The 24,510-nt window shown below is 50.7% G+C and carries 24 protein-coding genes; 7 read left to right on the top strand and 17 right to left on the bottom strand.

The genetic code is table 11. The features are described 5' to 3' along the window. Window positions 1–84: 84 nt before the first annotated feature. Window positions 85–1,005 (top strand): L,D-transpeptidase family protein, encoded by a 921-nt coding sequence (locus tag ACMV5I_RS14905; RefSeq protein WP_024485479.1) that lies wholly within the window; start codon window positions 85–87, stop codon window positions 1,003–1,005. Window positions 1,006–1,057: 52 nt separating this feature from the next. Here the strand turns inward: ACMV5I_RS14905 and nadS are convergent, their stop codons facing one another. From nadS to ACMV5I_RS14890, 3 genes are all read right to left on the bottom strand, one after another. After that, window positions 1,058–1,348 (bottom strand): NadS family protein, encoded by a 291-nt coding sequence (gene nadS, locus ACMV5I_RS14900; protein ID WP_121608628.1) that lies wholly within the window; start codon window positions 1,346–1,348, stop codon window positions 1,058–1,060. Between the two features lie 42 nt (window positions 1,349–1,390). Then, entirely contained in the window at window positions 1,391–1,714 is a 324-nt protein-coding gene (locus ACMV5I_RS14895; protein WP_141131080.1) for a type II toxin-antitoxin system RelE/ParE family toxin, read from the bottom strand. Window positions 1,715–1,932: 218 nt separating this feature from the next. Beyond that, entirely contained in the window at window positions 1,933–2,649 is a 717-nt protein-coding gene (locus ACMV5I_RS14890; protein ID WP_071682471.1) for a GntR family transcriptional regulator, read from the bottom strand. Window positions 2,650–2,883: 234 nt separating this feature from the next. On the opposite strand from ACMV5I_RS14890, the gene mngA reads away from it, so the two are divergent. Further along, entirely contained in the window at window positions 2,884–4,809 is a 1,926-nt protein-coding gene (gene mngA, locus ACMV5I_RS14885; protein ID WP_260515200.1) for a PTS 2-O-a-mannosyl-D-glycerate transporter subunit IIABC, read from the top strand. 209 nt (window positions 4,810–5,018) lie between these two features. Beyond that, a complete protein-coding gene (mngB, locus tag ACMV5I_RS14880) occupies window positions 5,019–7,655 on the top strand; it encodes a mannosylglycerate hydrolase (RefSeq protein ID WP_414824683.1) in 2,637 nt (878 codons plus the stop codon). A 41-nt stretch (window positions 7,656–7,696) separates the two neighbouring features. Here mngB and ACMV5I_RS14875 read toward each other — a convergent pair whose 3' ends face one another. The 14 genes from ACMV5I_RS14875 to ACMV5I_RS14810 all read right to left on the bottom strand — a co-directional run bounded on the left by ACMV5I_RS14875 (window position 7,697) and on the right by ACMV5I_RS14810 (window position 20,439). Beyond that, window positions 7,697–8,809: a class II histone deacetylase gene (locus ACMV5I_RS14875; protein WP_414824682.1), complete on the bottom strand. Its 1,113-nt coding sequence runs from the start codon at window positions 8,807–8,809 to the stop codon at window positions 7,697–7,699. Further along, the gene (locus ACMV5I_RS14870) at window positions 8,806–9,996 is read right to left on the bottom strand and encodes an MFS transporter (protein ID WP_414824681.1); all 1,191 of its coding nucleotides are present in this window, start codon (window positions 9,994–9,996) and stop codon (window positions 8,806–8,808) included. Before ACMV5I_RS14870 ends, ACMV5I_RS14875 begins: the two co-directional genes overlap by 4 nt. A gap of 106 nt (window positions 9,997–10,102) precedes the next feature. Beyond that, entirely contained in the window at window positions 10,103–10,762 is a 660-nt protein-coding gene (locus ACMV5I_RS14865; RefSeq protein ID WP_024485482.1) for a helix-turn-helix transcriptional regulator, read from the bottom strand. A gap of 477 nt (window positions 10,763–11,239) precedes the next feature. Further along, the gene (locus tag ACMV5I_RS14860) at window positions 11,240–12,199 is read right to left on the bottom strand and encodes an SDR family NAD(P)-dependent oxidoreductase (protein WP_414824680.1); all 960 of its coding nucleotides are present in this window, start codon (window positions 12,197–12,199) and stop codon (window positions 11,240–11,242) included. A gap of 15 nt (window positions 12,200–12,214) precedes the next feature. Then, window positions 12,215–13,189 carry an aldo/keto reductase gene (locus ACMV5I_RS14855; protein ID WP_414824679.1) on the bottom strand — a complete coding sequence of 325 codons (975 nt, stop codon included), beginning with the start codon at window positions 13,187–13,189 and terminating at the stop codon, window positions 12,215–12,217. A gap of 11 nt (window positions 13,190–13,200) precedes the next feature. Then, window positions 13,201–13,746, bottom strand: a complete 546-nt coding sequence (locus ACMV5I_RS14850) for a carboxymuconolactone decarboxylase family protein (RefSeq protein ID WP_414824678.1) — start codon at window positions 13,744–13,746, stop codon at window positions 13,201–13,203. 9 nt (window positions 13,747–13,755) lie between these two features. Beyond that, window positions 13,756–15,321, bottom strand: coding sequence for an FAD-dependent oxidoreductase (locus tag ACMV5I_RS14845; protein WP_414824677.1), 1,566 nt, complete (start codon window positions 15,319–15,321; stop codon window positions 13,756–13,758). Then, window positions 15,281–16,675 (bottom strand): MFS transporter, encoded by a 1,395-nt coding sequence (locus ACMV5I_RS14840; RefSeq protein WP_414824746.1) that lies wholly within the window; start codon window positions 16,673–16,675, stop codon window positions 15,281–15,283. Before ACMV5I_RS14840 ends, ACMV5I_RS14845 begins: the two co-directional genes overlap by 41 nt. Window positions 16,676–16,753: 78 nt before the next feature. Next, window positions 16,754–17,032, bottom strand: coding sequence for a putative quinol monooxygenase (locus ACMV5I_RS14835; RefSeq protein ID WP_414824676.1), 279 nt, complete (start codon window positions 17,030–17,032; stop codon window positions 16,754–16,756). Then, window positions 17,029–17,613: a histidine phosphatase family protein gene (locus ACMV5I_RS14830; RefSeq protein ID WP_414824675.1), complete on the bottom strand. Its 585-nt coding sequence runs from the start codon at window positions 17,611–17,613 to the stop codon at window positions 17,029–17,031. Before ACMV5I_RS14830 ends, ACMV5I_RS14835 begins: the two co-directional genes overlap by 4 nt. Continuing rightward, window positions 17,610–17,855 carry an acyl carrier protein gene (locus ACMV5I_RS14825; RefSeq protein ID WP_414824674.1) on the bottom strand — a complete coding sequence of 82 codons (246 nt, stop codon included), beginning with the start codon at window positions 17,853–17,855 and terminating at the stop codon, window positions 17,610–17,612. The genes ACMV5I_RS14830 and ACMV5I_RS14825 overlap by 4 nt, the downstream gene beginning before the upstream one ends. 16 nt (window positions 17,856–17,871) lie before the next feature. After that, entirely contained in the window at window positions 17,872–18,876 is a 1,005-nt protein-coding gene (locus tag ACMV5I_RS14820; protein ID WP_414824672.1) for a beta-ketoacyl-ACP synthase III, read from the bottom strand. 7 nt (window positions 18,877–18,883) lie between these two features. Then, window positions 18,884–19,738 (bottom strand): AvrD family protein, encoded by an 855-nt coding sequence (locus ACMV5I_RS14815; RefSeq protein ID WP_414824671.1) that lies wholly within the window; start codon window positions 19,736–19,738, stop codon window positions 18,884–18,886. Between the two features lie 14 nt (window positions 19,739–19,752). Continuing rightward, complete coding sequence (locus ACMV5I_RS14810) at window positions 19,753–20,439, bottom strand: thioesterase II family protein (RefSeq protein ID WP_414824670.1); 687 nt, start codon at window positions 20,437–20,439, stop codon at window positions 19,753–19,755. A gap of 638 nt (window positions 20,440–21,077) precedes the next feature. On the opposite strand from ACMV5I_RS14810, the gene ACMV5I_RS14805 reads away from it, so the two are divergent. The 4 genes from ACMV5I_RS14805 (at window position 21,078) to ACMV5I_RS14790 (ending at window position 24,504) form a co-directional block, all read left to right on the top strand. After that, entirely contained in the window at window positions 21,078–21,389 is a 312-nt protein-coding gene (locus ACMV5I_RS14805) for a hypothetical protein (protein WP_414824669.1), read from the top strand. Window positions 21,390–21,673: 284 nt separating this feature from the next. Beyond that, window positions 21,674–23,167 (top strand): APC family permease, encoded by a 1,494-nt coding sequence (locus ACMV5I_RS14800; protein WP_414824668.1) that lies wholly within the window; start codon window positions 21,674–21,676, stop codon window positions 23,165–23,167. After that, window positions 23,142–23,729: a DUF3156 family protein gene (locus ACMV5I_RS14795; protein ID WP_414824667.1), complete on the top strand. Its 588-nt coding sequence runs from the start codon at window positions 23,142–23,144 to the stop codon at window positions 23,727–23,729. The genes ACMV5I_RS14800 and ACMV5I_RS14795 overlap by 26 nt, the downstream gene beginning before the upstream one ends. Next, a complete protein-coding gene (locus ACMV5I_RS14790; protein WP_414824666.1) occupies window positions 23,722–24,504 on the top strand; it encodes an SDR family NAD(P)-dependent oxidoreductase in 783 nt (260 codons plus the stop codon). Before ACMV5I_RS14795 ends, ACMV5I_RS14790 begins: the two co-directional genes overlap by 8 nt. Window positions 24,505–24,510 lie beyond the last annotated feature (6 nt).

Below are 24,510 nucleotides of genomic sequence, written 5' to 3'. Positions count from 1 at the left end.
CACATATAATGCGCATCCGGTCAAAGCAGGCCGGGCAGAACACATACCATTTTTAGCCAGTGCGGCCACCACTTTACTACGAAGATGAAAATGAGCATTCGCGCGTTATTAACCCTGTTTACCGCTCTGGTTGCATTCAGCCAGGCTGCCTTCGCCGTTGTATACCCTTTGCCCGCCAAAGACAGCCGTCTGGTTGGGGAAAATATTCAGATCACCGTGCCTGCAGACAGCAAACTGCCGCTGGAGAGCTTTGCGGCTCAATACCAGATGGGCTTGAGCAACATGCTGGAGGCTAACCCTGGCGTTGACCCGTTCCTGCCGCTGCCAGGCAGCACGCTGACCATTCCACAGCAGTTGATCCTGCCAGACGCCCCGCGTGAAGGCATCATCATCAACAGCGCAGAAATGCGTCTGTACTACTACCCGAAAGGCACCAAGACCGTCGTGGTGCTGCCGATTGGTATCGGCCAGTTGGGTAAAGATACTCCGCTGGACTGGGTTACCACCGTACAGCGTAAGAAGGCTGGCCCAACTTGGACGCCAACCGCTAAAATGCGCGAAGAGTACGCTGCCGATGGTGAAATCCTGCCAGCCGTATTCCCGGCAGGCCCGGATAACCCGATGGGGCTGTACGCGCTCTATGTTGGCCGTCTGTATGCGGTCCACGGAACCAACGCCAACTTTGGTATCGGCCTGCGCGTGAGCCACGGCTGTGTGCGTCTGCGTGCTGACGACATCAAATACCTGTTCGACAGCGTACCGGTAGGTACTCGCGTGCAGTTCATCAACGAGCCGGTGAAGGTTTCCGTAGAGCCAGACGGTTCACGTTACCTGGAAGTGCACAACCCGCTGTCTGCCAACGAAGATGAGCTGAAGTCGAAAGAACCCGTGCCAATCACCATCACCGCGCCGGTTGGCAAAGTGCTGATGGATCCAGCCGTTGACCAAAGCGTTGTGGACGCGGCCATCAAGGCACGTTCCGGTATGCCGGTTAAAGTGAACTGATTTTTGCTATTGCGATAAAAAAGACGCTCTCGGGCGTCTTTTTTTATGGAATTTAGATGGCGAGTAGATCGTTAATAATGGTGGGGTGGCGCTCAATCATCAGCAAGATTTTGAGTGAAGAGCCGGAGGGTATTCGACGATTTTGTTCCCAACTTTGTACCAGGGAAGGACTAACTCCAACCGCCTGCGCAAACTCTTCCTGCTTCATGCCGCTGGCTTCGCGTAGTGATTTCACGTTGGGGATATGATGGCGATGGACACGAGCAGGCTGCATTTCGCCTTTTTCAATCGCGACCATCTGTTCCATGCTTTCGACCAGATCGTTAAAAAGTTCTTTGTCCACTTTGCAACCTCTAAGCAAGTGCTATGCCTTGTGCGGCACCGTTTAATTCAGTTTATCGGTTAACGCTTTAAGTATCGCTTTCTCGGCTTCGGTTAAGTCGTCTTTGGCGTTTTTAGGATAAACAATCAACAGGTAAAGCTTGCCGCTGCGGGTGATGACGTAATAGATAACTCTTACACCACCTTGTTTCCCCATGCCTGGACGGTTCCATCGGATTTTTTTGCAACCGCCTGTTTTACTTATAGTATCGCCGTCTGCGTGATATTTTAACAGGTGGGTTTGTAGCTCACGAAAGCTATCATCGTCTAATAGGGTTTCGCGTTGCCTGCTAAAAACTGGGGTTTCGATGAACTCAAAGTATTCCATTACGACGCCTCCATATCATTCACAATACTCGTACATAGTACGATAATCAAGTTCTGATGGTTTATTGTACAGAAAAATTGCACAGACGCCTGCGGCAATCTCAGTTTGACAATATTGTGGAGTTTGTAGGGGGGCCGTACGGGCCCCCTTGTGAGTTTGGTGGGGAATGTCTGCAGTTTCAGAAGACGCCTGCGGGCGTCTTTTTTTATGGGAAAAACTCAGCGTGTTCGCTTGGCTACCAGGGTGAACTTGTAATCTTCGCTTTTAAAGAAGTTGCGGCTGAACTCAAACACCGTGCCGTCGTTGAGAAAACCGGTGGAGACCTTCTCCAGGATTGGTTTCTGCGGATCGATCCCTAACGCCTTCACCACATCTTCACTCGGCATTACCGGGATGATCTCCTGCTCGCTACGATCAATCACCCGCTTTTTAACCTGTTCGATGTAGTGATATTTGGATTTCTGCATCACTTCATAGCTGAGGTCGGGGAACAGCGCCAACGGCATCCAGGTCTCTTCCAGGGTGACCGGCTTTTGCTTGATATAACGCACCCGTTTGACGTAATACACTTTGTCTTCGGTGGTCAGGTGCAATGCTTCGGCAATGGTTGGGCTGGCCTTGGCGACTTCAAAGATCAGCACGTCGCTGTGGGTTTCCACGTTGCGATCCGCCAACTTTTCATAAAAGCTGGTGAGCTGATAGATATCGTAATTCACCTTCTCTTCTTTGACGTACCAGCCGCTGCCCTGAATGCTCTCAATCACTTGTTCTTCGGTCAGTAATTTCAACGCCTGACGCACCGTTACCCGGCTGACGTTGTACTCTTCGCGCAGTAAAGCCTCGGTCGGTAACGCATCGCCGGGCTTGAGTTCACCATCGGCAACCTGTTGGCGCAGGGTATCCGCAATCTGGCGATAAATAGGCTTTTTGCTCACGCTTTGGTGTCCCCGGCTGGTTGTTGGATCTGTTGCCCGCATTCTAGCCTTAGGCCAGGGATAAACAAACCAATAACGCCATATCTCGTTAAGTTGTTCTTAAATTGAATTAATACAAATTTAATACAAAAATAGCATTGATTTGAAATTGATCACAAATTGGTGTGGCTTGTCTTGGTATGATCGCCGCCTGTTTATTGACGGAGCCGCCCTGGCTTCAGCGTGAGGATAAAGATGGACCTGAGCAGCCTGACCCACCCCAGCCTGATAAACCTGCAAGTGGCCTTTGCGGGGCGCGATCAGGCCATTCATCAGCTTGCCGACCAACTAGACGTGCAAGGCAAATTGCATGACAAAGCGGCTTTTCTCCGCGAGGTCTTTGCCCGGGAAGCGCAAGGCCCTACCGCGTTGGGGGAAGGGTTGGCGGTGCCCCATGGTAAAAGTGATGCGGTAAAGGAAGCCGCATTTGCCGTTGCCACGCTGAACACGCCGTTGGAGTGGGAAGGGATCGATGGCCCGGAAAGCGTCAACCTGATCTTCCTGCTGGCGATCCCACAGGCGCAGGCCGGTACCACGCATATGCAATTACTGACCAGCCTGACGACGGCGCTGGTGGATGACGATATCCGTGCGGCAGTTCTAAATGCTCGTACGCCGGAACAGTTGTTGGCCCTGTTGGCAGGAGGGACGCCGGAACCTGCACCCAAACCGCAGGATGATACGCGGCCTACGGTGGTGTGTGTCACCGCTTGCCCGGCCGGTATCGCCCATACCTATATGGCGGCGGAATATCTTGAAAAGGCGGGTCGCAAGCTCGGCATCAACGTGTATGTGGAGAAACAAGGGGCTAACGGGATCGAAGGTCGCCTGACGGCGGAACAGCTAAATAGTGCGACGGCCTGCGTGTTCGCCGCCGAAGTCGCGATTAAAGAAGTGGATCGCTTCAACGGTATTCCCCGTATCGAAACGCCGGTCGCCGAGCCAATCAAACACGCCGAACGCATTTTGCAGCAGGCATTGGCTGTGGGCCAATCCGCCAACGGGGCTGCGCGCGTACAGCAAAGCGAAGCGCCAGTGCAGAAAAATAGCGTGAAGACCGAACTCAAACAGGCGTTACTCAGCGGGATCTCTTTTGCGGTGCCACTGATTGTGGCGGGTGGCACGGTCCTGGCTGTTTCGGTACTGCTAGCACAGATCTTTGGTCTGCAGCATCTGTTCGATCAAGAGAACTCCTGGCTGTGGATGTACCGCAAGCTGGGCGGCGGCATGCTGGGTATCTTGATGGTACCGGTGCTGGCGGCCTACACGGCGTATTCGCTGGCGGATAAACCGGCCCTTGGCCCTGGCTTTGCGGCCGGGCTGGCGGCAAACATGATTGGCTCCGGCTTCCTTGGCGGTATTGTTGGCGGCCTGATCGCCGGATATCTGATGCGCTGGGTGAAGAAGCATGTGCGCCTCAGCCCCAACTTCAACGGCTTCCTGACGTTTTATCTTTACCCGGTGATTGGCACGCTGGTAGCGGGCAGCCTGATGCTGTTTGTGATCGGCGAGCCGGTTGCCTGGTTGAACAACAGCCTGACCGCCTGGCTTAACAGCCTGTCTGGTACCAACGCGTTGGTGCTGGGAGCGATCCTCGGTTTTATGTGTTCGTTCGATCTCGGCGGCCCGGTGAACAAGGCGGCCTATGCGTTCTGCCTGGGGGCGATGGCCAACGGTGTGTTCGGCCCTTATGCGATCTTTGGCGCAGTCAAAATGGTCTCGGCCTTTACGGTCACCGCTTCTACTTTGCTGGCTCCACGGCTGTTCCAACAGTTCGAGATTGAGACGGGTAAATCCACTTGGCTGCTTGGCCTGGCAGGCATTACCGAAGGGGCGATCCCGATGGCGATTGAAGATCCCGTACGGGTGATCGGCTCCTTCCTGGTGGGATCGCTGGTGACCGGCGCGATCGTCGGTGGAATGGGGATTGGCTTATCGACGCCGGGGGCGGGGATCTTCTCGCTGTTCCTGCTGCATGATAATGGCCTCGGTGGCTTGTTGTCGGCAGCCATTTGGCTGGGTGCGGCGCTGCTTGGCACGGCGATCTCCACATTGGTGCTGATCCTTTGGCGCCGTCAGGCGATGAAGCAGGGCAAATACACCCTCGTTCAGCCGCAGTAAGTTGATTTCCCCTCACCCCAACCCTCTCCCACAGGGAGAGGGGACTGATCGAGTGGGTCTGAAAATTCGGTGACGCACCTTGGATGGGGGGCGATCGGGTTTGCTGAAATTACCGCTTTACTGCCAAAAGAGCAGGAACCATCAGCTCCCTCTCCCACAGGGAGAGGGTTGGGGTGAGGGGCTTGGTTACGTCATCTTAGGAATTGATTATGAAAGTTGTATCACGTGTTCACATTACGCCGCATATGCATTGGGATCGTGAGTGGTATTTCACCACCGAGGAGTCACGCATCCTGCTGATCAACAACATGGAAGAGATCCTGACCCGGCTGGAAACCGATCCCGAGTACCGCTTCTATGTACTGGATGGGCAAACGGCGGTGCTGGAAGACTACTTCGCCATCAAGCCAGAAAATCACGAGCGGGTGAAAGCGTTGGTGCAGGCTGGCAAGCTGATCGTCGGCCCGTGGTATACCCAAACCGATACCATGGTGGTGTCAGGGGAATCGATCGTTCGCAACCTGATGTATGGCATGCGCGACTGCCTCTCCTTTGGCGAACCGATGAAGATCGGCTATCTGCCGGACTCTTTCAGCATGTCTTCGCAGTTACCGCATATTTTCAACGGGTTCGGTATCACACGCGCCATGTTCTGGCGCGGCTGCTCCGAGCGCCACGGCACCGACAAGACCGAGTTCCTGTGGCAAAGCAACGACGGCAGCGAAGTTGCGGCACAGGTGCTGCCGCTGGGTTACGCCATTGGTAAATACCTGCCCGAAGATGAAGCCGGGCTGCGCAAACGGCTGGACAGCTATTTCACCGTGCTGGAAAACGCCTCGGTTACCAAGGATATCCTGTTGCCGAACGGCCACGATCAGATGCCGCTGCAACAGAATATCTTCCAGGTGATGGCCAAACTGCGCGAGATTTACCCGCAGCGCGAGTTTGTCATGAGCCGGTTTGAAGAGGTCTTTGAGCGGATCGAGGCCAGTCGTGAACGTTTGGCGACGCTGAAGGGGGAATTTAACGACGGTAAATACATGCGCGTGCACCGCACTATCTCGTCTACCCGCATGGATATCAAGATCGCCCACGCCGAGATCGAGAATAAGATCGTCAATATCCTCGAGCCGTTGGCGGCGATCGCCTGGTCGCTGGGTTTTGAATACCATCACGGCCTGCTGGAGAAAATGTGGAAAGAGATCCTGAAAAACCACGCCCACGACAGCATCGGTTGTTGCTGTAGCGACAAGGTACATCAGGAGATCATGACGCGCTTTATTCTGGCGGACGACATGGCGGAAAACCTGGTGCGCTTCTATATGCGCAAGATCGTCGACAATATGCCGGTACAGCACGTAGATGCCGACAAACTGACGTTCTTCAACCTGCTGCCTTACCCGCGTGAAGAGGTGATCAACACCACCATTCGTATTCGTGCCCAGCAGTTCTCGCTGGTGGACGAACAGGGCCAGCCGGTGGAGTATTTTATCCGCGCCGCGCGGGAGATCGATCCTGGGCTGGTGGATCGCCAGATTGTGCATTACGGCAACTACGATCCCTTTATGGAGTACGACATTCAACTCTGTCAGCCATTGCCCGCGATGGGATATTGCACCCTACATATTCATGCCAACCAGGCAGGCCAGCAACGCCAAGCTGCGTCGCAACCGGCAGAACTGCTGGAAAACGAGTATTACCGCATTGCCCTGAATGCCAACGGTACGTTGGATATTAGCGATAAACAAAGCGGCTATCTCTATCAGCAGGTGCTGCAACTGGAGGATGGCTCCGACGATGGCGATGAGTATGACTATTCGCCTTCCCGTGAAGAGTGGTTGATCTATTCCACGCAAAGCGCAGTGGCTACCTCAATCAAACATGAGGCTTGGCAGAGTATCGCCACACTGGAACTGCGTATGGCATTGCCAGCCAACCTGCAACAGCGGGCGGAGCGCCGTAGTGACGGTTATCTGGATGTGCTGTGCCAAGTGACGTTAGCCCACAACAGCCGCCGGATCGATATTGAGATGTGGCTGGATAACCAGGCCGACGACCACCGCGTACGGGTGTTGATCCCAACGCCGTTCGCCAGTGAAAGCGTGCTGGCGGATAACCAGTTTGGCTGCATTACTCGTCCGGTGGACGATCCGGCGATGGCCGTTTGGCAGCAAGAGGGCTGGAAAGAAGCGCCGATCCCAGTGTGGCAACTGATGAATTTTGCCGCCCTGCATGACGATCTGCATGGGTTGGCGTTGTTTACCGAGGGGCTGCGCGAGTTCGAGATTGTTGGTGAGCGCCGCGATACCTTTGCCCTGACGCTGTTCCGTTCGGTAGGCGTGCTGGGTAAAGAAGAATTGCTGTTGCGGCCGGGTCGCCCATCCGGTATCAAGCTGCCAACGCCAGATTCCCAGATGCGTGGCAAATTGCATTGCCGGTTCAGCCTGTTCGGTTTTGCAGGAGATCCACATCAGGCGGGCGTGATGCAGCAGGCGCGGGCGTACGTCACACCGGTGCGCTGTTACAACAAAATCCCGTTTGATGCGATGAAGCTCAATCTGGCAGCCTTCCGCACGCCGCTGCACTTTAGCCTGCTTTCGATGCCTGAGTCAGGCCCGGTGCTGAGCGTGTTGAAGAAGGCTGAGGATGCCGATGCTTTGATTATCCGCGTGTATAACCCCTCAGAGCAGGTGTCGATCGGTGGGGCACTAACGTTGGCGGCTCCAGCGCAGGAATGGCTGGAAACCGGGATGGATGAACAACCGTTGCCACAGCAAGGCATAGCAAAAGGGGATTTCACTACCTTGGCTCCTTGCCAGTCGAAAACCTTCCGTTTTATCCGATAAGTACAGGTCAGAGGCGTGGGTTGCCACGCCTCTGAACACAGCTATAAATCGAATTGGCGTGCCAGTTGGTCGATAGCGGCACGCTGGAACTGGTTGAAGGCCTCGCGGGGTTGCTGTTGCTGAATAAATTCCAGCATCGGGTCCTGCACCTCGGTGCGTATGCCGCTCAACTCTTCCATTACCGCCAGGCCGCAGAACGGCACATAGGCTTCGGCATAACCCCCTTCATGCACCATCACCAGCTTGCCACCACAGAGCCTGTCCGCAGCGCTTTGCACCTGGGCGGTCATCGCGCGGAAGCTGTCGCTGTGTAACTGCATCCGTGCCAGCGGATCGATGGCGTTAGCATCGTAACCACAGGCGATAATAATCATCTCTGGCTCGAACTGCTCCAGTGCCGGAATGACGATCTGTTGCATGGCGTATTGATAACCGTCGTCACCGGCCCCGGCCAGCAGCGGAATATTGATGTTGTAACCCGCCCCGGCCCTTTCACCGCGATCTTGTTCGCCAGCGTAGCCCGCCGGGAAACAGCCGTCTTGATGCAACGAGATGGTCAGCACGTCATCACGCTGCCAATAAATATGCTGGGTACCGTTGCCGTGATGCACATCCCAGTCGATCACCGCCACCTTGCCAAGCCCGAAGCGGTCTTTGGCCCGTTCGATGGCAATGGGAATATTAGCCAGGAAGCAGAACCCCATCGATTGATCCGGCAGGCAGTGATGGCCCGGCGGGCGTGACAGGGAATAGGCGTTGTCCAGTTCGCCCTTTAATACCGCCTCGACAGCAGCGCAGGCCAGCCCTGCGGAAAGTTTGGCAATCTCATAGCTGCCTGGCCCCAAAGGAGCCTCTTCCCCCAACATACCGCCGCCGTTATCACTCAATTGTTTGAAACGCTGCAGGTAATGTGCCGGATGGATACGCAGCAGATCTTCCTCATCGGCCAGCTCGGCGCTCAGCAGCTTGAGCTGGCGCGACAGGCCCGAGACGTCCATCAGGTTTTTCATCCGCCGCTTGGTTTCCGGTGACTCGGCATGCCCGGCTCCAGATGGCGGTTGCACCCAGCCGCCCACCGGCAGCGTGGTGGCATGTAAGCCGGTGCTATGCCAGAAACAGCGTTCATCGAAGAAAAAGCCGGTTGTTCTTTTCACCTTATGACTCCTGTTAAACGGCGCGGCGCGCGCGGTGAAGCCAGCGAGATCAGCAGCAGTGACAGCAGCGCACAGCTCAATGCGCCGATCAGCAATGCGTTGATCCCGCCGGAAGATTCGATCAGGTAACCCGCCAACGTAGGGCCAATGGCCATGCCGCCGCCAATAACCAGATTGATGCTGTTCATCAGCTTGCCGTTGTTATCCAGCACCGAAACGCGCGCCAGAATAAATGGCAGCACAAAGGTCCAGGTGAACTTGAACATCACAGCGGCGAGGGTGAAGCGAATGAGTAGCGGGTTGCGGCTCAGCAGCAGGACGCTGGCAATCAGCAGGCCGTAGCCGATCCACAACAACGGCTTGTGGCTGCGTCTTGCGCCAACCAGTGCCGCCCCGCCAGCCCCGATGATGCCAAACAGGGTGGCGGCGGCCAGCACCTGCCCGCTGTGCACCGGTGAAAGGCCCGCGGCTTCGGCGATAGTGCCGATAAAAGTCCAGACCGCACTCAGGCTGATGTAAAAGGCCAATACCGCCAGCACGGCAAACAGTTTGTAGATGGGGGGGCTTGGAGGCATCTGACTGGCCGCGCTGTAGCTATGGCAAAAACCGCTGGGGAACGCGCTCAGCAACGGCAGGCAACACAGCATGATCGCCGCCAGGATCAGGTAAACCGCCATCAGGCCGAAATGAGCAAACAGCGGGGGCAATGCCAGCAAGCCGAACACGCCTAGCAGCAGTTGGCCCAGTACCCAAAAGGCATAGACCCGGCTGGGGTTGGCGGTTCCCGCCGCGCAGGAGATGCAGAGGATCATCAGTGTGCCTCCGGCCAGTGAAGCGATAAATCGCAAGACCAATAGCAGGCTGAAATCAGTAGCCATGGCAGAGGTCAGATTGCCGATCAGGAAGACCACTGCCGCCAGCGTGGCGATCTTGCGCCAGTTGATCCGGCTGATCCACCACCAGGCTGGCAGCGTGGCGATGCTCATGGCTCCCAGTTCGGTGGAAAACAGATGGCCGATCTGGCCAGGCGTGAGGTGCCACTGGCTAGCTAACTGGGCAGCGACGGCGGGAGCGGTCATCAGGATCCCTGGCGCGATGGCGGCAAACACGATAATCGCCGTTAACAGCCTGGGTGGGCAGGGGAGCAAGGCCCCGGCAGAAGGCACAGAAACTGCATCACTGGACATCGTCGTTATCCTTGAGTTTCGTCAATCGTTACCCTCCACGCTTTTTAAGCATGGGGAGGCCGCGTCAGCATTGGCGGATGGTTGATTGTTGCTGCTTTAGTCAGGATCAGCCGTAGGCAATAAAACCGCTGGAGACCAGTTCGGTGCGGTTGACCACGGCGGTTTTGGCAAAGATGTTGCGCATATGGGTTTTCACCGTCGATAGAGAGATACCGAGCTTCAAGGCGATACGCTTATTACTGGCCCCTTCACGCACCATATTGACGATCTCCTGCTCTTTGGCGGTGAGCAACTGGGCTTCACTGTCTGGCAGCAGATCGCGGGTGGCCAACTCGATCAACGGCAGCACCGCACGTAAGCGGCTGCGCTCCAATTCGGTGAACGGCGTATCGCGGATCAGAGAAACCCCGGCAATAATCCGCTTACGCTGGCGGATAAAAATCTCCGTCATGTCACGCATGCGATTGGGCAGCATAAAGTCGTGATAATAGTGGCGGTTATTGGCGATCGCCGCTGGTGTCATGTTCACCATCTGGATGTCTTGTTGGTGGAAGTTGGCCGGTTTTAACGGGTCCAACTGTTGAAAATGATCCAGATATTGCTGATGGGTATCATCGCTAATGCCATGAAGAATGTAGTGATCTGGCCGCAGGTCCGGGTCCACCAGATAAAAAACCCCGGCTGAAACTGGGATCAGGTGCGCAATGGTATTCAGACAGCTCGAGATAAAAGCGTCGTTACGCATGAAGGATGATGTGGTTGTCAAAATGCATTTTCCTCCGTTGATCGCTCAGTCCCCTGAAGGACACCTGCAAAGGTATCTGGACAATATGTGAACGATACAAGCATAGTCGTAGCAAATATGCAACACAATGAAAACATATTAACAACGTGAGCCGGATTGCAATAAAATACATTAATAACAACATCCCCATGCTGATTGAGTGGGCATTTTTTCAGCGTGGGGTCGTAATTTCATTAATACATTAATGAATGATATTGGTGGTTGCTGCTGAATTTAAAGTGATTTCTCGTTTCTCCCTCTTCTGCTCCGCGCTACGTCCTTGACGTTTTATCTCTCCTTCGGGTTAGTTCTTAAGGACGATAGCCAAATTTTTCGATTACTTCCTTCACTGCAAAACTTGGCGTGACACACCTGATGAAGAGAGGATCGTGATTGGTTCATCTGCAAATTAATAAATTTGAGAACGGGCAACTATAGTTACCCGTAATTATTTCAAGGTTACCTATCAGAAAATGCATTGATCCCGGTAAGATTGGCCGTGAACTTCCACAGCTTTAATGCTTCTGCCGGGTCAACGGCATATTCGCAGACCCCAATGAAGGGCTCAGAATACTCAGATGCAAGTGCTGCTACATCACAATCCTCACAATAGAGCCCGCCAAGGCCGTTCAGTTTAGGGTTGGTAGCCGCCCAAACTTCGGTTGCAGCTCCCTGAGCCGTAGATTTGAAGGTCGGGTCGATTGGATTTCCCTCTTTGTCTATCCATCCTTCGCCAGCCATCTCTTCATTCGTCAGGTGGCGCTGCAACGGAGTGAAAATTTTTCCCGGATGCAATGAGAACGCACGAATATCGCGGTCTTTGCCGTAGTTGTCCAACTGAAGCGCAAACAAAACGTTTGCAGTTTTGGACTGGCCGTATGCAAGCCATTTGTCATATCCGGTGCTGAACTGGATATCATCCCACCGGATAGGCGAGTTATGGTGTCCTGCTGATGAGACGCAGACCACCCTTCCACCGGAACGAATGTTATTCCAGATTAAGTTTACCAGCACATAATGCCCTATGTGGTTGGTTGCAAACTGAGATTCCCAGCCCGATCCTACTCTACGCTCAGGGCATGCCATGATACCGGCATTGCACAGCACGTAATCGAACTGATAACGGTTGGCAGAAACAAGCGCGGCCACGCTGCTGATTGAAGCAATGTCAGAAAGATCCATCGGGAAGATAGTGATATTATCCAGCTCACTGAGGTTGCGGGCAGCTGATTCCACATCTCTTGCTCCTACAACAACATGTACTCCCGCAGTAGAGAGAGCTTTTGTTGCCTCAAGCCCCAGACCAGAGTGCCCGCCCGTTATAAAGGCAGTTTTTCCCGTCAGGTCCAGACCCCTGAGCACATCAGATGCTGTTGAAGACGCATTAAATCTTGACTTGACCGGTTTTTGAACTGTCATATTATCCTCCTGATTTTACTCTAATTCAGCCGTGGAGTGAGGGGTGTAAAACTCTTCCAGAGCAGAAATCTCATGTTCTTCCAGTGCGATTTCAACGCTCCTGATGTTATCGGTGAGTTGTTCAACCGAAGTCACCCCGATGATGGGAGATGTCACACCGGGACGGGACAGCAGCCATGCGAGCGCTATGTGCGCAGGTTTGCACCCTTTGTTTCTGGCAATCTCGTTGACCACGGTAATGACTTTTGCATCGCTAGCCTTGGCTGACTCATACAACCATGACTGTACCTTGTCCGACTGCGTTCGTATTGTTTCCACGTTTTTGGCAAGTCTGCCCCGCGCGAGCGGGCTCCAGGGCGTGACGCCAACCCCTTCAGAGAAGCAGTAAGGAAGCATTTCACGCTCCTCTTCTCTGTTAATGAGATTGTAATGGTTTTGCATGCTAATGAACGGCGTCCAGCCATTATTATGCGCAACGTTTTGCGCCTTAATAAATTGCCAGGTTCTCATCGAGGAAGCGCCTATATAGCGAACCTTACCAGAGCGGACCAAATCATTAAGTGCTGACATTGTCTCTTCTATTGGCGTATTCGGATCCCATCGATGAATAATATATAAGTCAATATAGTCTGTTTGCAATCGCTTTAAGCTTTTTTCAACCTGGGAAAATATTTCCTTACGTGACAACCCGCCTGACTGTGGTGAGTCAGTCATCTTTTCATAGACCTTGGTTGCGATCACGACATCATCACGCTTTGCATGCCTTTTCAGACATTCTCCCATGATCTCTTCACTCGATCCCAGTGAATAGATATTTGCGGTGTCGAAAAAATTAATGCCCAAACCTAACGATTTAACAATGATTTTTTCACTGCTCGTAAAGTCGAGAGTCCAAGGATGAGCCCCTCTGGATGATTCTCCAAATGACATGCATCCGAGCGTTATTCGCGAAACGATCAGGCCAGATTTACCAAGGTGAGAATAGATCAAGCGTAACCTCCTTAATTGTTTAACTCGGTAAGGCGTACCCAAGAAGTTTCCTGTTCATCCAGGGGGATATCGAGACTTGAAAGGTACATTGCGGTCATCCAGCAATGTCCGGCCAGATGTGTTGCATCTGCAATCTCACCTTGGGAATAGAATTCGTTAAGCTTGCGGAACGCAGCAGGCGAGGCTTTGCCATCGTCAATACATTCGGTGATGTAGTGAACCATTGCCTGACGGCGGGGGGGCATAGCGTAGTAATTGCCGTTTTCGATATCGCTGATCTCTTGTTTCGATAACCCAGCTTTAATCGCTAATGGATAGTGGATCAGGCGTTCGAATTCGCTGCCTACGAGTTTTGCCACGCGCATCACAATGATTTCACGCTCATAATCATTGAGATAGCCCTTAGTAATTGCGCCCCCTAAGGCCAGATGAGGGCCTGCTGAGCATTTTGTCAGAAGCAGGCTGCGGGTCAGGTTTGATGGGAATTTCTCATAAATACTGAGCTGCTCCGGAGTAAAATCCTTAACGTCTTTCAGTTGAACAAGTGGCTTACTCATAATTTATCCTCATGTAGGTTGTTGATTAATTTTATTGTTAAGAATGTCAAAGACTTCGTCAGAATAATTTCCGTTGATATCGATTAAGTCGCTGATAAATCCGTCTGGACGAATAACAATGCATACGGATTGGTTGGGCAAAAGATCCTTTAACAGCCCGAGGACTTTACCGCTCAAGTTAACAAGGCTAGCACCTTTCACGGCTCCTGAAGCTTTCTCGAAATAGGCTAACCAGTCCGAATAGATGTAGCTGTTACCCGGCCAGAAGAGAACAGTGTGTTTTGTCAAGCTGAGATGCGGAGACAAAAAACTACTGCGCCATTCGAGAGGAATACGTCTCCCTGATTCCAGTAAATTCTTTCCTTCAGGAAGTTCACCGTGCGGAATATCTATTTGAGCAATGCGGGGCGAAAGGAATTTATCCACCAGTCCGGTTCGAGATGCCATTCTGAATACTACATCTCTGGCAAAAATTGCCTGCCGGTTTTTGTACAGACTAACATTAGCTAGAAACGTTGAAAGTTTAGATGTGCGTTTAATACCATTGAGTCTCTCCTCTGAATAAGAGTTGAGAACCGATGGTCTGTACTCCCCCCGTATGACACCGGCCAGTTTCCATGCGAGATTCACCGCATCCTGGAACCCACTGTTCATTCCCTGCGCACCGGAAGGGCTCATTGCATGAGCCGCATCACCCACAAGAAAGACATTTTCATTTCTGTAGGACGATGCTGAACGTACATGGGTGTTAAAAATTCCGCAAAAGTTCATATGCCCCAGTGATTTTTTACCCGGAACACGGTCTCCTAAAATCGTTTCGAAAAACTCGCGGTTGATTTCACCCTCGTAGTCAGTACGCACACTTGCGCCGATACGGAAGAGCCCATCCCCTATCGGGGCCAGAACCATATTCCCTTTGCGGTGCAAGTAGTAGCCCACCTCACGACTGGTACACTCACCGACCAGCTCTGCATCGGTAATCGCAAGTCTGGTCGCCATCTGGAAGCCATCAAAAGTGAACCCCAAACACTCCCTGACTTTACTGGAATAGCCGTCAGCGCCAATGACCCACGCAAAGGATTCGTGAATCATTGTCCCATCCTGATTGCGCAGGATTACGTTAACCCGGTCATGTTCATTATGGCCGTCAATGAACTCGCAGCCATACTCAACCTGAATGTCTTCTTCATTAAGCCGGTCTTCCAAAACCTTTTCCGTTTTCCACTGCGGGATCGTAATACCATAGCGGTAGTTGGTGTACTTCAGACGATCAAAGCAAATATTGCCGATCATTTTCTTATTTGAGTAATAATTCATCTGATCAAAGTAATGACCGGATTGGATTATGCCCTCAGAGACACCAGTGCGAGATAACAGCTCCAGAACCCTAGGCCAAATGATCGTCGCTTTTGAATGCGGGGAGTAGCGATTATGCTTGGAAATAATTCTTGCTTTTATACCAAACAGAGATAACTCCAGTGCGGCTAGCATACCCACAGGGCCACCACCAACGATTAAGACGCTGTTTTCTTTTTCAGGAAATATCATGAACTTGACCCCGATTTTTAATGGCATGATAAAGATGCAGAATCACTACTGAAAAAATAAAGCACAAAGCTGATACCGCTATGAGCAGTAGTGATGTAGATGCAATAAAAATTTTATGCGCATCATCAATGAATTGAATATTACTAATGAATACGTCCGCAAACCTGCCACCTAGAGTGGGATTTAATAATGTAGTCACCGAAGAGGTCAGAGGAATAAATATAGCTTCCCCGCCAATCCTGAAGGTGTTAAATGTGCCAGCAGCCAACCCTGTCTGATGAGCAGAAATGGAGTTAACAGCCAGTCCGTCAATATAAGATAGCGATATACCAAAAGAAATCCCAAGTAGAAACATCGCTATCTCATGTAATAAAATGCTTTCACTGCCTGTGACTTTTAATAAAAAAAGAGGAGAAGCAATCAGAGGAAAAAGTGTGGCCTTCAGCAAAAATGCATCACTGAGTTTTTTTCTGAACCTCGCAATGATTGGCGGAAAAAAAAGTGATGGTAATGTCGCAATCGTCATAATTGAACCAATCTGTAAGGCTGAGAATCCCGTTACTTTACTTAGATAGAATGGAAAATAAAAAAATACGCTTATATATCCAAACCCAAGGAGTAAAGACGTGATGCTCATCGCTGAAAAGTCACGATTTCTGAAAATATGAATGTCAATCAACGGATATTCTGATTTTCTTTCAACACGATAAAGCAGAAACCCGATAAGAACTGATGCCAGCAGCAGACCCAGCGTCCGGGGATTGTTGAATGTCCAGACCGGCAGGAACGAGACCATCGTAACGGAAGAAAGCAGAAACACAGTTAGTAACGCCCCGCCGAGCCAGTCAAAAGGATAGCTGGCTCGATGCGTTTTTTCAGAAATTGAAGTCAGTGAAATTAATAGGATAACCAAAAAAATGGCCATGCCTACACTGAAGATTACCCACCCGTGTTCAATATAGTTTAGCCCCGAGGCGAGAAGCGGACCGCTAATCATCCCAATACCGAGAAATACACCGAAGACTGAGAATGCCCGCGCTCGCTTCGTTTCATCAACGTGCGATGCCAGAAGGGACGTTGCCGACGTGGTTACTGCCGCCGCAGCTATGCCGCTGACGGCGCGGAACGCCAGTAGAAGCATATAGTTATCAGCTAACCCGCCTAGCATGAACCCCATAGCGAAAAGTGCGAGGCCGAACAGTAACACATTCTTTTTACCAATATAGTCAGATAAAGAGCCGGTCACTGGCAGGAATGCGGCGTACATGACCATGAATATATTGATAAACCATTGAGCCTCCTGATAGCTCAACGAGTAATTGTTCATTATTGAAATATTCAGGATGCTCGAAGATGTAATAGTCAATGGAATAATGAACATAGACAGACATACTGTTAGCAAAACATGCATTTCCATTCTGTTGAACCGGGTTTCCGTCATACTGACCTCTTAATCTAATTACTGAATGTTTTCTAATCTGAAAACTTCTGTTCTTTCAATATGTGCTTTCGTCTGGTTGATGAATTCTATTGTGTACGTTTCTTCCATATGCGCATCAATTGCTACCTGATTGGTCCAGCGCTCAATCAAGACAAATTTATTTTCGAAAATGTAAAAATCACAGATGTCACAACCACTTTCTTTTACAGTTAGTTCTTTCAGAGTCGCGAGATTTAGACCAAATTCTTTGAAAAAACTCGCTTCAGGCTTAATGAAAACTACGATATTCAGGCTCATGTATTACCTCTCAAAAATGATGTGTTTAACTGTTCAACACATAATTGCTCATCTGCGCCAACAGCAAGCGTGTGAAAAGCACAGTTACCCAAGAATGATTGTTTTGATTTAACCTTTAGTACGTATCTCATGTAGAGTGAGATAACTCCGGCATGGGAAACGATCAGGACATTACCCGATACGCCCTTCGTCACAAACTCAAGCGCACGAGAAAATCGGTCTGTGCATGCATCCACGGATTCGCCTTCAGGGGGAATAAATTCCTTTTCCCCTAATCGGGCGACTAAATCGGACCATTTCGAACTATCTTTAAACTGCCCGTCCATGACGCCAAGGTTTCTCTCCCTGAAGTCCTTATTTACGTTCACTGCAGAGCCAGTCGCAGATGCAAGGATTTCAGCAGTTTGAAGCGCACGCAGATAAGATGAGCTGAAAATACAATCTATATTTATCTTTTTCAAGGAACTGGCTGTCAGCTTAACATTCTCAACCCCTATTGGGCATAACGGAATATCTGTCTGACCTAAGAGTCGACCTTCTACGTTAAATAACGTATCGCCATGCCTCATCAGATAAATCATACAGCATCCGCGTTATTTTCAAGGATGGTTTTCACTGAGTGCTCAATGGTCATTTCGGATGAAACAAGCCCGTCCGATATTTTAAGACCAAACTCTTTTTCAAGAGTGACTGAAATCTCCAGTAACACCAGAGAATCCAGCTCAAGATCGTCATATACCACACTACCTGTTACTTTTTCTGCGGTTACATAATATTTATCCACAAGAAGTTCTTTAATACGGTTGAAAATTTTCTCTTCCATTATTTCACCTCTATTTTTAGATTAAATCAGCATTTATTTTCTCATCGGGCCACCGGAGTAAAGCTGCTCCCCAAGTAATCCCTCCTCCAAACGCAGTCACCACGATCTTGTTTCCAGAATTTATCGTGCCTGCTTTAACATGCCTGGCTAGAGTAATGGGAATTGAAGCTGCCGAAGTATTTCCATATTCTTCAAGGCTCATCAGTGCCTGGTCTTCGTTCAAATCAAGAAACTGGGTGAGGGTGTCAATGATTCTTTTATTGGCCTGATGGGGAACAAGATAATCCACGTCTTCTTTAGTCAGACCACTTAAGTTCAATACTTCACTTACAGATTCTTTCATATGCGAAATAGCTTTCAGGAAAACTTCTTTACCTGCCATTTTGAAGAATATATTTTTACTGACACCATCCAGGCGGAGTGCGGATTCAGTGCCTCCATCGGGAATGGTGATCAGATGTTCATATTCACCATCACTGCCTGTGTAAGTTGAAAGGATATTGTCATCGTCGCTGTTGGTTAAAATCATTGCACCAGCAGCATCACCAAATAATGGATATGTCGTTCTGTCCTGCTTATCCAGTATGGAAGTAAAAACATCTGCTCCAAGTAGCATTAGCCTTCTGGATTTTCCTGACCGGATCAAAGCATCGGCCAACTCTAAGGCGTAGACAAAACCTGTGCATACCGCATTAATATCGAACGCTCGGATTTTCCCAAGTCCCAACATCGTTGCAACTTTTGGTGCGGTGGCGGGACACCTTCTGTCAGGCGTAGACGTGGCAACAATCAGCGTGTCGATATCACTATCATCGGCTTGGGTGACGCTCTTTAATGCCGCAATGCCGGCTTTGTACGAGAGATAGCTGGTTGTTTCATTCAAGGATGAATGGTGCCTTCTTTTTATTCCTGTTCTCGTAGTGATCCATTCATCGCTCGTATCGAGTACCTTTGATAATTCTTCGTTTGTCACTAATTTCAGAGGAATAGATGCACCAAGTCCGATTATTTTTACGCCCATAAAGACCTCAACGATTCAATTGATGAGTAATAGAACATCTGAGCTGAATATTATTTAATTTAGCAACGATGTCTGCGCATCGCCATTCAGTATCGTCTTTTTTTATCAGGGATATATTTTCCAGAGCTACCTCCAGGTTGTTATTTAGATGTGTTTTTTCCTTTTGGGATAATTTCAAATCAATATTTCTCATCCAAAGATTATTGGATTCTTCACGGGTTACATCATCAAGCTCATATAGAAGTATTTGACCTAACTGGAGGCCAGAAACAAAAGCGTCGATGTAATCAATGTGCTCACATCTTTCGCCATTTACGGTTTTAATTACTATCGCTTCGCTTTCTAATATATTCTTTAGCTTGATGTTTTCAATGGACTGTTTTGAATTTTTGAACCCTTCCATGCTGAAATTAGAGGATAATTGCAGATCGTTACTTTCTCTATTGGTTACTTCTAGAACTACATTCATGTTCCCAACCTTTCCGACAAACATTACTGTAAGCTCACTTTCAGACATGACGTCGAAAATAACACAAACGCTATTGAGATCTTCTAGCGGTTTTCTGGAGGCCCGTATCGTCATCTGAGAAATTTCAAATTTTTCTTTATTTCTCGATGCCAATATCTCACCGCAGGACCTTGCCGACATAAGCATAACGTCAATGCTGCTCAGATGCGGAGGAAGTCTATTTTTCTTTTTTACAGACCAGTCCTCCGGATAAGTTAGTCTCAGGTTTGCAGAATAACTGTTATTTAGGACTGCTTCATCCGCTAATTCATAGCTTACTTTTTTATATCCCGAACTGAAAAAACGAGAATCAGATGACCCCAGATATGCGTCAGCATCTGTGAATACTGTCATGATTAAGTGTCCTTTTATATCAATTGCGAAATTAAATGAGCCACTTCTTTTGATTTATTTCTGAAGTAAAAGTGATCACCTTTAAAGGTCGTCGATTTAAACTCATTAAGCGTATAATTTTTCCAGCTCAGCATTTCATTTTCAGATGCAAGTGAGTCATCTGTTGCAGCAAGCGCATGAATAGCGCAGTGTATTTTGGGGTAGTTTTGTCTTTTGTAGTTAGCCAGCAGTCGGAGATCGTTTGCTAGCCTGGATTTCGCTTCTTTGAGTCGTGTCGGATTTCCAGCAATAATCTGCGGTATGCCCCCCAGATCCACTATCTTCCTGAACCCATCATCAGAGTGCTCACTGAAAACCCTAGAGTTAACAAAAAGCTTCGGGGGCTTGCAGGCTGATACAACTAGCTTTCTGATGTTGAGTTGGTTGCTGAGTATCACAGTCAACTCATAAGCGACTATGGCTCCCATACTGTGTCCAAAAAAAGTAATAGGTGCGTCAATGTGGCTAAGCTGTGATTTCAGTTCTTCCAGCATGCGGTTAAAGCATGAGGCTGATTTCGCTGAATCGCTTTCGCTCTCTCTGCCAGAGTACGTCAATGAAAGCACTTTTGCCCCACATGACAAATGTTTCTTAAGTATATCGAATGATGATTTCCCACCACCGGCATACGGAAAGCAAATAATCACATTTTTGTTACTCATGAATACTCCTATTATTTCATGTAAATAGATAGGAAACAGATGTGAGTACTATATTATCAATCAGGATTCGACAAATCATTTCGCTTGTTGAGTTCCGCGTCTATATAAATACCCTAAATAAAACAATTGACCCACTAATTCTTTACATGAACACTGAAAAACAGGATGAAAACATGAGATTTCTAAGCAATAACTTAGAAATAACACTTAATTACCTTGGTGAATTATTTATTTAATATTAATTTATTGGAGCGACAATCACTATTATAAATAGACCGATTTTGGTTTCACACACTTTTTGAAAGCCTGGCTAACTGGTATTTCAGTTGGTATTCCTCACGGTGGCAGATTGTTCAGTGATTCATGCGGTCGCTCACAGTTATATTCGGACAACTACTGTTCCGCAGATCCCGATGAATACTGTGCCGCGCGGCAGCGTACACTTTCATATGCTGATTCAAGCCGATCGGTACAGGTTGTAATCTGGCCTGCAACTACTGTTATTACCTTCAACGGGATCAAGCGACGACCATTTTGTCGCGTTGGGCGTATGTTATCTACAGTTTCAGCCTCTGATGATGGGAGGCGATGCTCCTGCGGCAGGTTATGGCTTGAGTGCCGCCAACTGGAGGCGTTTTATGGTAGCGATCTATCGCTGTTGGCGCAGCCAGGGCCATCTTGGCCAGGCTTTTTTCATGAATATTGAGCATGTCTACGCCCAGTATTTCACCCACGTTAATCCCAACTGTGTTCACTCCGCCTGCTGCGGCGGCAATCTGGTGATGGAGCCGGACGGCAGTCTATATGCCTGCTATGACATGATCGATGCCAAGCATCGTTTGGGCCGCTTTGATAACGGCATTGAGTTTGCCGGCTACGTCGATGCCGCCATCGGGATGGATTTGGTAAAACCAAGAGCCTGCGGCGCGAATGCCAGAGTTGTAGTGTGAAAAGCATGTGCCAGGGCTGCTGTCCGGCACATATCGGAAAAGACCGCTACAACCGGCTATGTGCCGGATACTTCGCTTTTTTTCTGAGGTGTTGGCACCGTTGCGTAGTTTTGCCAGAACTTCGCAAGGGGCGATGATGTGGCGTTCCAGCGTGATTTCTGCCGCAAGTTAATCAACCTCGTCCTTAAGGACGATAGCCAGCCTTTTGCTTTCCTTCCTATAGTGAGATTACCGCCCTTGGCGGCTACAACACCGGGTAAAAACCACTATAAGAGGAAATAACCATGAACCTGTCGTCGCGGCTCAGTGCCCAGCTAGAACGGGGCAAGGTCGGGTTCCCCACCACGTTAGCCAGTTCGGTTGGGGTGATCATGGCCAGCCCGGTGATCCTCACCGTTACCAGCGGTTTTGGTATCGGCGGTGACACCTTCGCGCTGGCGATGCTGATCGCCTTTATCATGATGCAAGCCCAGCTCACCACCTTCTCCGAAGCGGCGGCGATCCTGCCCACCACCGGCTCGGTGTATGACTATATCTCCTGTGGCATGGGGCGTTTTTTTGCCATTACCGGCACCCTGTCTGCCTACCTGATCGTGCATATCTTTGCTGGCACCGCCGAAACCATTCTTTCCGGCATCATGGCGCTGGTGAACTTTGAACATCTCAACACCCTGATGGAGAGCAACAACAGCTCGTGGATGATCGGCGTGGGCTTGGTGATCATTTTCGGCATTCTGAATGCGTTTGGCATCGAAGCCTTCGGTAAGGCTGAGGTCGTGCTGACGTTCTGCATGTGGAGCACCTTGATGATCTTTTCGATCGCCGGGTTGCTGTTACCGCATGCTGTACCGCTAGAAGGCTGGTTTGGCACCACGCTGGATGTCGGCGATCCCCTTGCGGTGTTCAGCCTGGTGGGTATGGCGATGTTTATGTTCGTCGGCTGCGAGTTGGTGACGCCGATGGCCCCGGAGATTAAGCGTTCTCATCGTGTGATACCGCGCGCTATGTCCCTGGGATTATGCGGTGTGGCGCTGTGCATGGCGTTATACGGTGCGGCATTGAGTCACCAGGTGGAAAACGTGGTGGTGGACGCGGCCAATAACGTGCATCTGCTGGATACGCCGATGGCAATCCCGGCATTTGCTGGCCAGATCATGGGTAACTTCGGTAAATACTGGCTAGGCGTCGGGCTGCTGTTAGCCGGGGCGGCTACCATTAACACCCTGATGGCGGCGGTACCACGTATTATTTACGGCATGGTGCTGGATGGTGCTATGCCACGCATCTTCGCTTATCTGCATCCTCGCTTTAAAACACCGGTAGTCGCGATTGCCGCTGCGGTGCTGATCCCCTGCGTTCATGCTTTCGCCATTCAGGGCAATCTGGACCGCATCATGCCGATGGTGTTGGCCGCCGTCTGTGCCTGGGGTGTGGCTTATCTGCTAGTCACCTGTTCTGTGGTGATCCTGCGTATCCGCCGCCCGGATCTGCCACGCGCCTATAAATCGCCTTGGTTCCCGCTGCCGCAGATTTTCTCCAGTATCGGTATCGTGCTGGCGATTTTCTACATCACACCACCAGGCATGAACCCACGCGATGTCTACATCCCGTTTGGCATCATGATCGGCCTGACCTCCGCCTATGCGTTGTTCTGGACCCTGTGCGTGCAGAAGGTCAATCCGTTTAAACCGGTACCGGTAGAAGAGGTGCTGGAGAGCGCCTTCAACAAGGCAGAAGCTGCGGAGGTGGAATTTGATCGGCTTACTTCCCTCACTTAATCGTTATTGGCGGCGTGACCCTCCCGGTTATCAAGTGGGGACCACGCTCAACCGGTTGACGGCGAACTTGCAGCCTTACGCCTGTGAACACGTTGCCGTTAATCAGTTACGGCTCACGTTGCCGCAAGGGCCAGTGATAGAGGTGGCCGAACAGGTGCAGTCGCTGTTTTTGGCGCACATCGTCACCCATCGTTTTCGTTTGCAGGGCAACGCACGTTTTACCGAGCCGCTGGAGCTCAACATCATCACCGGTGGTTGGCTGCGCCGTAAGGGCGTGATTTATCGCACCAAGGCCAAACATGAGGGCGCTCGGCAGTTGATCGCCACGTTGCAGCAATACCCGCAAATCGGCGATACGTTGGCCAAGCTCGATTTCCGCCACGCCACGCTCACGATAACAGAAGGCCGCTGGCAGTTGGATATTGAGCATTTTGCCGCTTCCGAAGTGGTCAGCCGCTTGCCTGCCAGCCGCCGCTATCTGCGGTTGGAAGCCGAGCAGCGGCGTTTGCTGCTGAGCAGTTTCCTGATGGTCAGCCAGTTGATGGAGAAATGTGATGAGTAGAGTGGTGGTGATCACCGGCGGCGGCACCGGCATTGGCGCTGCTTGCGCGCGTTTGCTGACGCAGGAGGGCGACCGGGTATTTATTGTTGGCCGTCGCCGCGAACCCTTGAACGCCTTGGCTTCAGAGATTGGGGCACATGCCGTAGTTGGGGACGCCGCCAGCGGAGCCAGTTGGCAAACCGACATTCTGCCAGCGATTTTACAGCAGGCCGGACGTATCGACTGCCTGATCGCTAGCGCTGGTGGAATGGGATTGGGCCGTATCACCGAAGTCACCGATGCCCAGTGGCAGCAGGCGCTGGACAGTAACCTCAATAGCGCGTTTGCCAGCGCCCGGGCCTGTTTGCCGGAACTGGTGAAAAGCGGTGGCAATCTGCTGTTTGTCGCATCGATTGCCTCGTTGGCCGCTGGGCCTGAGGTGTGTGGTTATGTCACCGCCAAACATGCGCTGATCGGTCTGATGCGTTCCATCGCCCGCGACTATGGCCCACAGGGCGTACGTGCCAACGCTGTTTGTCCCGGCTGGGTGACTACGCCAATGGCCGATGAAGAAATGCAGCCGTTGATGGCGGCGCATAACTTAACGCTCGAGCAGGCCTATCAACATGTCTGTCGCGATGTGCCACTGCGCCGCCCAGCCAGTGCGCAGGAGATCGCCCAGGTGTGTCGTTTCCTCTGCTCAACGCAGGCGTCAATTATTACCGGCGCGACGCTGGTGGCCGATGGCGGCTCCACCATTGTCGATGTGCCGACTTTAGCTTTCACTTCCCTGTAAGGAGAT

Source organism: Serratia sp. T13T92, assembly GCF_047530105.1.
Taxonomy (GTDB): Bacteria; Pseudomonadota; Gammaproteobacteria; order Enterobacterales; family Enterobacteriaceae; genus Chania; species Chania fonticola.
Note: the sequence above shows the minus strand (reverse complement) of the source record. Positions and strands in the feature narration are given on the sequence as shown.

What these genes read in the sequence shown, in the direction of transcription:
- ACMV5I_RS14810 (WP_414824670.1), bottom strand. Translation starts at nt 20,439, where the DNA reads ATGAGTAACAAAAATGTGATTATTTGCTTTCCGTATGCCGGTGGTGGG.
- ACMV5I_RS14805 (WP_414824669.1), top strand. Translation starts at nt 21,078, where the DNA reads ATGGTAGCGATCTATCGCTGTTGGCGCAGCCAGGGCCATCTTGGCCAG.
- ACMV5I_RS14895 (WP_141131080.1), bottom strand. Translation starts at nt 1,714, where the DNA reads ATGGAATACTTTGAGTTCATCGAAACCCCAGTTTTTAGCAGGCAACGC.
- ACMV5I_RS14850 (WP_414824678.1), bottom strand. Translation starts at nt 13,746, where the DNA reads ATGAGTAAGCCACTTGTTCAACTGAAAGACGTTAAGGATTTTACTCCG.
- ACMV5I_RS14790 (WP_414824666.1), top strand. Translation starts at nt 23,722, where the DNA reads ATGAGTAGAGTGGTGGTGATCACCGGCGGCGGCACCGGCATTGGCGCT.
- ACMV5I_RS14905 (WP_024485479.1), top strand. Translation starts at nt 85, where the DNA reads ATGAAAATGAGCATTCGCGCGTTATTAACCCTGTTTACCGCTCTGGTT.
- ACMV5I_RS14860 (WP_414824680.1), bottom strand. Translation starts at nt 12,199, where the DNA reads ATGACAGTTCAAAAACCGGTCAAGTCAAGATTTAATGCGTCTTCAACA.
- ACMV5I_RS14870 (WP_414824681.1), bottom strand. Translation starts at nt 9,996, where the DNA reads ATGTCCAGTGATGCAGTTTCTGTGCCTTCTGCCGGGGCCTTGCTCCCC.
- mngA (WP_260515200.1), top strand. Translation starts at nt 2,884, where the DNA reads ATGGACCTGAGCAGCCTGACCCACCCCAGCCTGATAAACCTGCAAGTG.
- ACMV5I_RS14840 (WP_414824746.1), bottom strand. Translation starts at nt 16,675, where the DNA reads ATGTTCATTATTCCATTGACTATTACATCTTCGAGCATCCTGAATATT.
- ACMV5I_RS14845 (WP_414824677.1), bottom strand. Translation starts at nt 15,321, where the DNA reads ATGCCATTAAAAATCGGGGTCAAGTTCATGATATTTCCTGAAAAAGAA.
- ACMV5I_RS14800 (WP_414824668.1), top strand. Translation starts at nt 21,674, where the DNA reads ATGAACCTGTCGTCGCGGCTCAGTGCCCAGCTAGAACGGGGCAAGGTC.
- mngB (WP_414824683.1), top strand. Translation starts at nt 5,019, where the DNA reads ATGAAAGTTGTATCACGTGTTCACATTACGCCGCATATGCATTGGGAT.
- ACMV5I_RS14825 (WP_414824674.1), bottom strand. Translation starts at nt 17,855, where the DNA reads ATGGAAGAGAAAATTTTCAACCGTATTAAAGAACTTCTTGTGGATAAA.
- ACMV5I_RS14835 (WP_414824676.1), bottom strand. Translation starts at nt 17,032, where the DNA reads ATGAGCCTGAATATCGTAGTTTTCATTAAGCCTGAAGCGAGTTTTTTC.
- ACMV5I_RS14820 (WP_414824672.1), bottom strand. Translation starts at nt 18,876, where the DNA reads ATGGGCGTAAAAATAATCGGACTTGGTGCATCTATTCCTCTGAAATTA.
- ACMV5I_RS14815 (WP_414824671.1), bottom strand. Translation starts at nt 19,738, where the DNA reads ATGACAGTATTCACAGATGCTGACGCATATCTGGGGTCATCTGATTCT.
- ACMV5I_RS14830 (WP_414824675.1), bottom strand. Translation starts at nt 17,613, where the DNA reads ATGATTTATCTGATGAGGCATGGCGATACGTTATTTAACGTAGAAGGT.